Raw genomic sequence first — 12,231 nt, forward strand, 5'->3', positions numbered from 1 at the left:
GTATTAGACCCAGTTTCCCAGGCTTATCCCAGAGTGCAGGGCAGATTACCCACGTGTTACTCACCCGTTCGCCGCTCATCCACCCCGAAGGGCTTCAGCGCTCGACTTGCATGTGTTAAGCACGCCGCCAGCGTTCGTCCTGAGCCAGGATCAAACTCTCCAATAATGAATTGTTTGGCACATCCTGACAAACGACACCAAAAACTGGCATCAATCCATCATCTCAAAGGAACCCACAAAAGGGGTTCAATCATTCAAGCTCTACTGGCTTAAATCGGCACACTGTTGAGTTCTCAAACAACACACGCACATCCGAATCAACCGCCAAACAAGGCGACCTCATCCGAGGCTGATATTGCTCCAAGTTTTGTATTCGCCGCACCGGGGCGGCCCGCGTTGGATCGGAAGATCCTTGGCAGGGAGTCTCGGTGCTGGCAACGCCGCAGAACGTTACCCGGTTCGCTTCGCGGTGTCAACCCGCTCGACCCGGTGGAAGTTCCAAGCCTCTGAAGACTACCAGAGGCCTTGTCTCCCGAGTCCGTCCCCGCCAGGCTCTTGCGTCCTGTTCCGTCCGGCGCTCCGTGCGACATGGAGAAAGTTACTCAGGCGCAAACGCGAAGTCAAATCGGCTGGTCAGCGGCTTGTGAGGGGTCGCAGCCACAGGGTGCGCAGCTGCCCGGAGACCACCTCGTCGACCGCGTCATCGACCGCGACGGCCCGCTGTTCGCCCAGGCGCACGAGCTCGTAGCCCCAGGTGCGGAACTCGCGCAGGACCACAGCGGGGTCGTCACCGAAACCGCTGGTCAGAGCGGCGTCGACGGCGCAGACGACGTGCGGCCGGTCCTTGCGCAGCCTGCGCACGAGACCCCCCAGAGCCCGGTGGCCGCGGCCGGGAACGTCCACTTTCACGACCGACAGGCGCCGCTCCCGGGTGGCGGCCAGCGCCTCCAGTTCGCGGTCCAGCCGCACGCCCGGCACGGCGACTTCACCTGATGTGGTGGTGGTCACTGTTTTTGGATCTTGGGGTCGGACGGCGTAGCCGCCCCCGCCCGCAGGCGCCCCCACCAGGGCGGACTGGCTGTCCCATGCCGCGGCCCGCACCACCACCAGGTGCTCGGCCACCGGGTCGGCGATGTTCTCGGACACGTTGTGCCGCAACAGTTTCACCGCGTCCGGGTCGGGTTCCACCGCGACCACGGTGCCGCTGGAGCCGAGTCTGCTCAGCACCCGGATCGCGTGGTAGCCGACGTAGGCGCCCACGTCGAGGAACACGCTGTCGGGCTCGATGAGCGAGTCGACCAGCTCGGCGACCTCCGGCTCCCACACCCCGTTGCTCGACAAGACCGCGGACATGACGCTGTCCTGCGCGGGCAGCCTGAGCAGGCCCGCGTCGCACAGCACCAGCGAGCTGGGCACCTCGGCGGCGGTCCCCCGTTCGTGCTGGCGGACCACCACCCGGCGCAGCGCGTCGGTCGTGCGCAGGGCCTGCTCGGCCGACCACGAGCCCTGGACGAGCCTGCTCTCCTGCTCGGCCCGCTGTTCGGCGAGGCGCTTCTCCAGGGCGTCCATGCGCGCGGTGCTCGCGGCAAGCGCGTCGGCGAGCCTGCGCACCTCGTCGCCGGTGTCCGCGCGTTCCCGGCTCGCCACTTCCCGCACTTGGCCGGACAGCTCCCCCACCGCTCGGGCATTACCGGCGAGCTCCCCGCGCAGGCGCGCGACCTCTTCGCCGGTAACCGACGCCTGTTTCGCGACCTGGGTCGTGCGTTCCACGACGAGGTCGAGGTCGGCGCGCAAGAGGTCGGCGTCCAGCCCCGCCCCGGCGGTGGAAAGCCGCTCCTGGCGTTCCACCAGCTCGACGGCTGTGCGCTCGATGCCGTCGATCAGCGACGCGAGGACCGAGGTCAGGTGCGCGTCGTAGTGGTTGAGCACGCGCAGCACGGCCCGGCGCATCTGCGGGGCCATCGGGATCTTGTGCCCGACGTCGGGGTCCGGCCTGCGGTGCAGGGCGTGCCTGGCCGCCCGCAGGGCGTGCAGCGGGTCGTCCTCGGCGGCCGAGGTGAGGGCGCGGCCCGCCCGCCAACTCCGGTAGGCCAGCTCTACCCGTCTGCGGACAGCGGCCCCGGTAGCGGTGGGAGCGAGTCTTTCCAGCACGTGGGCACGCGCGGCCGAGCCGATCTTGTCCGCCGTGGCGATGTCGTCGGCGAGGTCCCGGATCGCCCCCGCGACCATGGTGTCGGCGGCGAACTCGTCCACCGGGAGAGCGACGCAGGTGTCGGCGCCGAGGAGTTCGACCGCGGTCCCGCCCGCGACGGTGATGATCGGGACTCCGCGTAGCGAGACGTCGGTAAGCCAGCGGTTCACCCGCGCGGAGTCCGGGCCGTTCGGCTCGTGCACCGACACCGCCCAGTCCGCCGCGTCGATCGCGCGGGGGAAGGCGGACTCGTCGACCACGAGCCGCACCCTGGGTTCGGCCGCGGTGCTCAGCCGGAGCCGTTCCGCGGCTCCGGTACGCGCGATCGAGGCCGGGACCAGCAGGATCAGCCGCACGTCGGCGCGCTGGGGGAAGGCGGCCGCGAAGGCGGCCAGCAGGTCGTCGGCGTGGTCGGCCATGGCGACGAAGGCTGGTTCGGCCCCGAAGCCGAGGGCGTGCCTGGCGTCGTCGCGGGCGATGTCGTCGCGGGCGCCGGGGTCGGCGACCGGCAGCGGGACGATGTGCGTTGCGACGCCGTCGGGGGCCGGGGCGGCGGCGGGCCAGACCAGCCAGCGCTCGTCGGCGCGGAACGGGACCGGGGCGAACTCGTCACGCACGGTGATGACATGCCGGTTCCGGGGGACCCCGCCTATCCCGTTGCAGGTAAGCACTACCGGGTAGACGGGCTCGTTGGACACCGGTAGCCCTGACGCCTCCGCGGCAAGACGAACCCGGTCAGCGAGCGGGCCCGCGCCGATGACCGACACGCCGATCTGGTCTATCAGCGCGACGTCCAAACCGTGCTGCCCGGGGACCGCGCGCTGGTGCAGGCGCCCGGCCAAGATGGCATCGGTAGCGCACCAGTCGCGGTAGGCGGCGGCGTCTTCGCCGAACGGGTCGGGGAAGCGTTCACGCAGGCCCGGGTCGTCCTCCCAGAGGGCGACGGCCCAGCGCGTCGCGTCCGGGAGGTCCGGGACCGGCGCGCAGGCCCAGAGCAGGAACGCGGCCGGGTCGGCGCCCGCCGCCGCCGGACGGGCGTCGGCGGGGCCGCTCTGCGCGGCGCGGTAAGCGGCGCGCAGCGGGGCCGGGAAGGTCGTGCCGTCGGCGAGCCTGCCGAAGCGGACGCTCGGCGGCGGGCCCTCGTCGTCACCGAGTTCGGCGGCGTAGTCGGCGCAGACCCTGCCGAGCAACGGGTGCTCGGAAAGCAGCACCCGCGGGTGGTCGGCGAACTCGGCGGTCAGCAGCCAGGGCCGGTCGGGGTCGAAGCCCGCGAAGTTGACCACCCGCAGCGGCGAGCCGCCCGCGGTGAGCCCGCGTTCGGGGTCCTTGGCGAGCGGGCGCTGGCCCGCGTTCCAGCGGGACAGGCCCAGTCCGGGATCGCGCAGGACGCGGTGGTCGACCAGGGCGGGGGCGCCGTCGAGGAAACCGCCCGCGCGGGCGGGCTCGGTGCGGCAGACCTCGGCCCACGAGTGCAGGAACTGCTCGGCTCCGCGCGCGACGGCGACGAAGCCCTCGTCGTAGACGCCCGCGGCGAGCAGGTCTTCCTGCGTGGGCCGCAGGCCGTCCGATGGCAGCGGGCGCAGCACCTTGGGGACCAGGACCACGACCGCGTCGGTGAGCGCCGCGGTAAGCGAGCCGATGAGCGGGCCGTAGACGCGAACCCACGGGTCGAGGTAGAGCACCGGGGCGGTGTGCTTGCCTAGCAGCCACTCCAGCAGTCGAGGGCGCAGCGCCGCGCACGCCTCGCGGGCCGTGTGGCCGGTGGCGAGGACGGCGAATTCGGCCGGGCCGATGCCGAGGTCTTCGGGGACCAGGACCTCGTCCGCCCGGTCCTCGGCCTGCCGTTCACCGTCCACCAGGAGAGTGACGAATCGGGCGGACGGGTGGTGGTCGAGGAACGAGCGGGCGGTGACTCGCGCCGCCGGTAAGTCCGCGGCGGCGACCACCGTGCAAGCGACCATGGGACAGTCGAGCAATGGCGTCACGGCGTCTGCGGGGGGCGCGTCGGGCACGGCGCCAACCTAACGGCTCCACGCTCTCCGTTGCGCCACCCGGTCGAGCGAAGTCGATCCCGGAGCGTGGTCATCTCGCGTCGCCGCCGCTCAGAGCATGGGCAGCAGCGTGCGCAGCTCGTACGGAGTGACGCTGCGGCGGTAGGAGTCCCACTCCGTGCGCTTGTTGCGCAAGAAGTAGTCGTAGACGTGCTCGCCGAGGGTTTCCGCGAGCAGTTCCGAGTTCTCCATCTCGGCCAGCGCCTCGCCCAGGTTCTGCGGCAGGTTCGCGTAACCGGCGGCGCGGCGCTCGGCCTCCGACAGCGACCAGACGTCGTCTTCCGCGGCGGGCGGCAGCGGGTAGCCCTCCGCGACGCCCTTGAGGCCAGCGGCGAGGATCACCGAGTACGCGAGGTACGGGTTGCACGCCGAGTCCAGGGAGCGGATCTCGACGCGGCGCGAGGACGCCTTGCTCGGCGAGTAGTTCGGCACCCGGACAAGAGCCGAGCGGTTGGCGTGGCCCCAGCAGACCGCGGTGGGCGCCTCACCGCCGACGATCAGGCGCTTGTACGAGTTGACCCACTGGTTCGTCACCGCCGAGATCTCCCGGGCGTGCCGCAAGAGGCCCGCGACGAACGCCTTGCCGGTGGCGGAGAGCTGGTACGGGTCTTCGCTGTCGTAGAACGCGTTGCGGTCGCCCTCGAAGAGGCTCACGTGGGTGTGCATCCCCGAACCGGGCTGGTTGGAGAACGGCTTGGGCATGAAGGACGCGTAGACGCCCTGGGTGAGCGCGACCTCCTTCACGACGTACCGGAAAGTCATGACGTTGTCGGCCATGGTCAGCGCGTCGGCGTAGCGCAGGTCGATCTCCTGCTGGCCGGGGGCGCCCTCGTGGTGGCTGAACTCGACCGAGATCCCCATGGCCTCCAGGGTCTCGATGGCGTGCCGCCGGAAGTGCGTCGCGGTCGCGTGGCTGGCCTGGTCGAAGTAGCCGCCGTTGTCCGCGGGCGTTGGCTCGCGGCCATCGTCGGGCAGGTCGTTGAGCAGGAAGAACTCGATCTCGGGGTGCACGTAGCAGGTGAACCCGGCCTCGCTGGCCTTGGACAGGGTGCGGCGCAGGACGTGCCTCGGGTCGGCCCAGGACGGCGAGCCGTCGGGCATGGCGATGTCGCAGAACATGCGCGCGGAGTACGGCTCGCCCTCCGGGGTCTCCCACGGGAGCACCTGGAAGGTCGCCGGGTCGGGCTTGGCGATCATGTCCGACTCGTACACCCGGGAGAAGCCCTCGATCGCCGAGCCGTCGAAGCCGATGCCCTCGGCGAACGCGCCCTCCAGCTCGGCTGGCGCGACGGCGACCGATTTGAGGAAGCCGAGCACGTCGCTGAACCACAACCGGACAAACCGGATGTCTCGCTCTTCGAGCGTGCGAAGGACGAATTCTTGCTGGCGATCCATGTGCGCAGCGTAGACATCAACCGCCCCCGCGCGCTTTACCGAGTCCCTGTGACGTGGTCCGCAGTGACCCTCGACTCGGCGACACGCGGAGGCCCGCACTCGTGTCAGGCGCGGACGCGACCGCGCAGGTCGTCGCGGGTCTCCCCCTGAGTGAGCGGCGCGCGCCAGCCGCACACGATCGGGTCGGCCATGCCGAACGTCGACCGCCAGGTGTCCCGGCACCCGGCCGGACGGCTTTTCTGGCCCGCTGACCTGGGGATTGTGGATAACTTTCGAGGACCCCTTCGCGGGCAGCCTACGATTCGCTCATGGTCATGCGCCGGATCTTCCTCGGAGCCCTCGCACTCGTCGCCGTGCTCGCGTCGGGCTGCACATCGTCGGACAGCCCGCCCGCGGGCGACACGAGCACCTTGCCCGACGGGGCGTCGCTGCTGAGCGACGCCTCGGCGGCGACCCGCGACGTCAAGAGCGCGCACTTCACCCTCACGGTCAACGGGACGGTCCCGGCGATCCCGGTGCAGAACGCCGAAGGCGACCTGACCCGCGAGGGCGGGCCGTCCGGGGCTGCGAAGGGCACCGTCCGGCTGACGCTGCTCGGGCAGCTCATCGAGGGCGAGTTCGTGCTGGTCGACGGCTCGCTCTACATCAAGGGCCCGACCGGGGGCTTCCAGAAGTACCCGGCCGCGCTCAGCTCGTCCATCTACGACCCGTCGGCCATCCTGAACCCGGACAAGGGCATCGCGAACGTCCTCAAGCAGGTCCAGGAGCCGCGCACCGAGGCCAAGGAGACCGTCGAGGGCGTCTCGGCGTTCAAGGTGTCCGGCAAGGTCGCCAAGGACGTCGTCTCGGTCGTCGTGCCCGGGGTGAGCAGCGACGTGGACGTGTCGGTCTGGGTACGCGAGGACAACAAGCAGCCGGTCCGGGCGACGGTCACCCTGCCCGGCGGCGAAGGCAAGCCCGCCTCCGTCGACCTGACGCTGTCCGACGTGGGCAAGCCAGTCACGATCACCGCGCCATGACCCTCGTCGACACCGCCACCGCCACCGGCAGGCGCGGTCGGTCCGTCGCCATCGGCGCGGGCGGGCTGGCCGTGCTGCTGGGCGCGCTCGACACCTACGTGGTCGTCAGCGTCATCCGGCAGATCATCGAGGACTTGCAGATCCCGGTGAACCGGCTGGAGAAGGTCACCCCGATCGTCACCGGGTACCTGCTGGGCTACATCGCGGCGATGCCGCTGCTCGGGCAGGCCTCCGACCGGTTCGGGCGCAAGCTGCTGCTGCAGCTGTGCCTGCTCGGGTTCCTCGCCGGGTCGGTCATCACCGCGCTGTCCGCCGACCTGACGGTGCTGGTGACCGGCCGCGTCGTGCAGGGCGTCGCCAGTGGCGCGCTGCTGCCGGTGACGATGGCGCTGGCCGCCGACCTGTGGAGCGAGCGGCGCCGGTCGACGGTCCTCGGGACGGTTGGCGCGGCGCAGGAGCTGGGCAGCGTGCTCGGGCCGCTCTACGGCGTGGCGGTCGCGAGCCTGCCGCTGTGGGGCGACGCGTTCGGGGTCAGCGGGTGGCGGGGCGTGTTCTGGGTGAACGTGCCGCTGGCGGTGCTGGCGATGGCCGCGATCCAGGTCACCGTGCCCGCCCACCGGAAGGCGGCGGACCCGGTGCGGGTGGACGTCGTGGGCGGGCTGCTGCTGGCGGTCACGCTCGGGTTGGCGGTGATCGGGCTCTACAACCCGGACCCGCGCACGGCGGTGCTGCCGCCGTGGGGGCCGCCGCTGCTGGCCGGGGCCGTGGTCGCGCTGGTGGCGTTCCTGCTGTGGGAGCGGCGCGCCCGCACGAAGCTGATCGACCCGGCCGGGGTCGAGATGCGCCCGTTCCTGGCCGCGCTGGGCGTGTCGGTGGCGGCCGGGGCCGCGCTGATGGTGACGCTGGTGAACGTCGACCTGTTCGCCCAGACCCTGCTCGGCGCGGACGACCAGGGCGGCGTCCTGCTGCTTTTACGCTTCCTGGTCGCGCTGCCCGTCGGCGCGGTTCTTGGCGGGACGCTGGCCGGGCGCTTCGGCGACCGGTGGGTGTCGGTCGCGGGGATGCTGATCGCGGGCGCGGGCTACCTGCTGATGTCGGCGTGGCCGATGGACCCGCTGTCGTCACCGCACGCCCTGGGCCTGCCCCGGGTCGACACCGACCTGGTGATCGCGGGCCTCGGGCTCGGCCTGGTCATCGCGCCGCTGTCGGCCGCCGTCCTGCGCGTCGTGCCGTCCGAGCGCCACGGCGTGGCCTCGGCAGGCGTTGTCGTGGCCAGGATGACCGGGATGCTGGTGGGCGTCGCGGCCCTGTCGGCGTGGGGACTGCACCGGTTCCACAGCCTGACCGCGAACCTGAACGTCCCTCTGCCGTTCGGCAAGGACCCCGCGGTCGCCGCCCGGGAGATCGCCGACTACCAGGCGGCGGTGAAGAACGCGCTGCTCACCCAGTACACCGACATCTTCCTGATCACCGCGATCGTGTGCGCGGCGGGAGCGCTCGTCGCTCTCCTGATCACCAGTCGGGCAGCTGTCCCGGGCGGGGGCAGCGCCGATCAACCCGAGGCGGGTTGATGCCGGTCGCGAAGTAGCAGCACGACGGACTCGGCGGCGCGGTCGCCATCGTCCACGTCCCGCCCCCGCGGGCAGGCTCGGCCCGCGCCGGGCCGGCCGGGGCGTAGGACGGCGGCGACCGGTCGCCGCGAGGTCCAGGGTCGGCGACGCGCCCCTGGCAGCTTGTCCACAGTGGACAACCGGGGTCGCTTCCCAGAGGGGGCGAACGTGACGGCGGCCGCTCCCGTGGCAATCCGATGGCGTGCGGGAGGCCGCTGCGGCCATCATCGGGGCTATGCAGACGAGCGCGGTGGGGAGCCGGATCCGGGGGTTCGAGGAGCGCTTCACCAAGGCCCAGGCGAGCGGGGTGGTCGACCTGGGGTGGGGGTACGCGTTGGTGCAGAGCGACTATCCCGCCTCGTGGCAGCACAATCAGGTCGTGGTCACCGAGCCCGTCGACCCCGAGGAAGTGGTGGCGGCGGCCGACGACGTGCTGGCCGGGTACTCCCACCGGCTGGTGCAGGTGATCGACGACGCCCAGGGGGCAGCGGCGGCGGCGGTGTTCGCGGCGGCGGGGTACCAGACGCACGAGCGGATCGTGACGATGGCGCACTCGGGGGTGCTGCCGGAACGGGGGCGCGGCCAGGTCGAGGCGGTCGCGTTCGACGAGCTTCGGCCGTCGCTGCTGCGGGACTGGCGGGCGGACTACCCCGAGGACACCGACGAGCAGATCGCGCAGCTCACCGACCGGGTGCTGCTGTGCTCCCTGGGGGCCGACGTCACGTTCCTGGCTGTGCGCGACGAACTCGGGGACGTGTTGGCGCGCGGCGAGCTGTATGTCGCCGACGGGGTGGCCCAGTTCGAGAACGTCGTCACCCGGCCGGAAAGCCGCGGACGGGGCCTCGGGCGGCAACTGGTGACCGAGGCGCTGCACCGGTCCCACGACGCGGGGGCGGACCTGTGGTACCTGATCGCCGAGGCCACCGGCTGGCCGCGCGCGTGGTACCGGCGGATGGGCTACCGGGACATCGCGCAGGCGCACGTGTTCCAGCGCCTCCTCTGACCGGTCGGCGGCTGACACCGTCCCGGCCGCTAACCAGCCAACCGGCAGGTGACCACCCTCCCGATCTCGGCGGCGGCCTCCCCACCCGCTCAGGCGAGCGACTCCCCAGCCTGCGGCCTCCTGACCACGCCACCACGTTGCGGCCACTCCCCACACGACCGATGGCCGCGCCGGGCGGCAACCAGCTCTCCCCACACGACCGATGGCCGCGCTGGGCGACATCCAGCTCCCGCCTCACTGGCCTTGCGACCACCCCACATCACTGCGACCACTCCCCACACGACCGATGGCCGCGCTGGGCGGCAACCAGCTCCCGCCTCACCGATCTTGCGACCACGCCACACCGCATCGCGTATTCCGGCCGCTCGTCGAACTAGACGGCAGGTGGCCGATGTCCGTCTTGGACTTGGCCGGACGGGCAGGTCCGTCGGCCATGGTGGGGCCCGGTAGGAACGGGGGCGCTGTCTGGGCTCGGTGTGCTTGCCCGCGCCGGAAAGTGGGTACGCAAGGTAGGCGAACTAGGTAACTCGAATCGCCGTTGGCTTCGTAACGGCTGGATGACGGAGCGCGTCGTCTGCTCCGGGAACGGGGAATGTCAAGGGGCCGGATGGCAACACGCTTTCATGCGACAGGGTGATTCCGGCCCGGCCGGCTCGCCCGTGCGGGGACGCCGCCGGCACCGTTGGACCCCCGGTCTCCCGTCTCGGGAGCGCGCGGGTTCCCCTCGACCTATCGGCAGGCACAGGCATGGGTACTCAAGTCAGCGGGCGCGCCGCGGTGTCGGAAGTCGATCCGCTGTTCCGGCGGCGGCTGGACCAGTCGTTGGCGGTGTTGCGGGAGTTGGTCGAGCGGCCGGGGTTCGGGGGTGGGGCGGGCACGGTCGGCGCGGAGCTCGAACTGTTCCTCTGCGACGATCGGGGCGCCCCGCTGCCCGCCAACATCGCGGTGGTCGAGGCCGCCGGTGACCGGCGGGTGGTCGTCGAGGGCAACAGCCACCTCACCGAGATCAACCTGTCGCCCGCGCCGCTGGCGGACACGCCGTTCCGGGCGATGCGCGCCGAGATGGACCACTGCGTGGCCGTGCTCGCCGCCGCAGCGGCACAGTTCGGCGCCCGGATCGTGCCCATCGGGACCCTGCCCACGCTGCGCCCGGCCGACCTCACCGCGGACTCGCTGACCGCGCTGCCCCGCTACGCGGCGATCGACGCCGCGCTGGTGGGCCGCCGGGGCGAGCCGTTCGCGATCGACATCGCCGGGGAGGACGCGGTGCGGCTGGACTGGGGCAGCATCGCCCTGGTCGGCGCGACCTGCTCGTGGCAGGTCCACCTGGCCGTCGCCCCGGCCGACTACACCCGGTACTACAACGCCGCCCAGCTCGCCACCGGGCCCGCGCTGGCCGCCGCGGGCAACTCGCCGCTGCTGCTGGGCAAGCGGCTGTGGCACGAGTCCCGAATCCCGCTGTGCGAGCAAGTCCTCGACGACCGCGACCGCCGCGCGCGGGCGCAGGGACGCCCGGGACGGGTGTCGTTCGGCCGCGACTGGCTCACCGACGGGGTGGTCGGGCTGTTCGCCGAGACGGTGCGCGAACACGGGCCCACGCTCGGCGAACTGTCCGAAGAGGACCCCGAGCGCCAGTTGCGCGCGGGCGCGGTCCCCGCGCTGAACGAGTTGCGGCTGCACCAAAGCACGGTGTGGACCTGGAACAGGCCGGTCTACGACCCGGCGGGCGGCGGGCACGTGCGCGTCGAGATGCGCGCGCTGCCGTCCGGGCCGACCGCGGCCGACATGACCGCCAACGCCGCGTTCCTGGTGGGGCTGCTCATCTGGCTCGGCGACGAACTGCCGGACATGGCCGCCCGGCTGCCGTTCGCCGCGGCGCGCGGCAACTTCCGGGCCGCGGCGCGCGACGGCATCGGCAGCACGCTGGCCTGGCCATCGGGCCTGCTGCCGGGTGAGAAGTGGACGGCGGCGGACCTGGTCACGCGGCTGATTCCCTTGGCCGCGCAGGGTTTGCGGCGGGCGGGCACCGCGCCGGAAGACAGCGACCCACTGTTGGCGACCGTGGCCGAGCGGGTGGGCTCCGGGCAGACCGGCGCCGTCTGGCAGCGCCGCGCGCTGGCAGCGGCCGAGGAACGGCGCACGCACCGCGAGGCACTGGCCGACGTCGTCCGCCGGTACGCCGACCTCGCCGACCTCGGCGAACCCGTGCACCGCTGGCCGGTCCCCGGCCGCGCCCGCGCCATCGGCTGACCGGAAAGCGGTCCACCCCACCACCGAGGCCCTCACCGGCCTCAGCGAACGCAGCCACCGCCAGGCGATCCACGCCCACGCCCACACCACCGGCTGACCGGAAAGCGATCCGCCCCACCACCAAGCCCCTCACGGCCTCGGCGAACCCAGCCACCGCCAGGCGATCCACGCCCACGCCACCGGTTCGCCCCAGGCGGGTGAGGCGGGTGTGGTGGTTGGGTGGCTGCCGTTTACCGGTCAGCAGTCGGTGTCGGGCTGCCGAATCGACCAGCGTGGATGGTTCGCCGAGGGTGGTGAGGGGCTTGGTGGCGGGGAGGATGCCCGCTTGCCTGCCCGAAGTGCGGGCGCGGCCGCGCATCGCAACTGGCCGCCGACTCCCGACCAGTTGGCCGGTGGGGTGGGCGGGCGGCGACTGCTTCCGGTCAGCCGGTGGCGCGGGCGGGAACCGGGCAGCCCAGGACCACCGGGTGACCGGAAAGCGACGTTCGCCCGATCTCCGCTTCCTTTGGGCGGACGCGTGTTTCCGACATGCCGCTTGGTGGCTATCACTCTGCGTGATTGGCGGTTGGTGGCGCGGGCGTTGATCAGTCCTTTTCGGACCGGGGTGCGCGTCGGCAGGTCGAAGACCTCGAACGACGACTGTTTTCCGCCATCGATTGACCGCGCGTCAAGCGACTCGCATTTCGCCGGGCAGGCCGCCCCGGCCGCGCGG

General features: G+C 71.8%; 6 protein-coding genes and 1 rRNA gene. 4 read left to right on the plus strand and 3 right to left on the minus strand.

The window, feature by feature from the left end:
* The 3 genes from BLS56_RS13715 to glnA all read right to left on the minus strand — a co-directional run.
* Nucleotides 1-166 (minus strand): 16S ribosomal RNA (locus tag BLS56_RS13715); the annotation flags it as partial.
* A 467-nt stretch (nucleotides 167-633) separates the two neighbouring features.
* Nucleotides 634-4,203: an FkbM family methyltransferase gene (locus tag BLS56_RS13720; protein ID WP_139190669.1), complete on the minus strand. Its 3,570-nt coding sequence runs from the start codon at nucleotides 4,201-4,203 to the stop codon at nucleotides 634-636.
* A gap of 90 nt (nucleotides 4,204-4,293) precedes the next feature.
* The gene (gene glnA / locus BLS56_RS13725) at nucleotides 4,294-5,637 is read right to left on the minus strand and encodes a type I glutamate--ammonia ligase (protein ID WP_091450435.1); all 1,344 of its coding nucleotides are present in this window, start codon (nucleotides 5,635-5,637) and stop codon (nucleotides 4,294-4,296) included.
* Nucleotides 5,638-5,945: 308 nt separating this feature from the next.
* Between glnA and BLS56_RS13730 the strand changes: the two genes are divergently transcribed.
* The 4 genes from BLS56_RS13730 to BLS56_RS13745 all read left to right on the plus strand — a co-directional run bounded on the left by BLS56_RS13730 (nucleotide 5,946) and on the right by BLS56_RS13745 (nucleotide 11,519).
* Complete coding sequence (locus BLS56_RS13730; protein ID WP_091450436.1) at nucleotides 5,946-6,656, plus strand: LppX_LprAFG lipoprotein; 711 nt, start codon at nucleotides 5,946-5,948, stop codon at nucleotides 6,654-6,656.
* The gene (locus BLS56_RS13735; protein ID WP_091450437.1) at nucleotides 6,653-8,227 is read left to right on the plus strand and encodes an MFS transporter; all 1,575 of its coding nucleotides are present in this window, start codon (nucleotides 6,653-6,655) and stop codon (nucleotides 8,225-8,227) included. The genes BLS56_RS13730 and BLS56_RS13735 overlap by 4 nt, the downstream gene beginning before the upstream one ends.
* Before the next feature lie 274 nt (nucleotides 8,228-8,501).
* Nucleotides 8,502-9,269 carry a GNAT family N-acetyltransferase gene (locus tag BLS56_RS13740; protein ID WP_091450438.1) on the plus strand — a complete coding sequence of 256 codons (768 nt, stop codon included), beginning with the start codon at nucleotides 8,502-8,504 and terminating at the stop codon, nucleotides 9,267-9,269.
* Nucleotides 9,270-10,016: 747 nt separating this feature from the next.
* Nucleotides 10,017-11,519, plus strand: a complete 1,503-nt coding sequence (locus BLS56_RS13745) for a hypothetical protein (protein ID WP_091450439.1) — start codon at nucleotides 10,017-10,019, stop codon at nucleotides 11,517-11,519.
* The last annotated feature ends 712 nt before the right edge of the window (nucleotides 11,520-12,231 follow it).

Source organism: Actinokineospora iranica (genome assembly GCF_900101685.1).
GTDB lineage: Bacteria > Actinomycetota > Actinomycetes > Mycobacteriales > Pseudonocardiaceae > Actinokineospora > Actinokineospora iranica.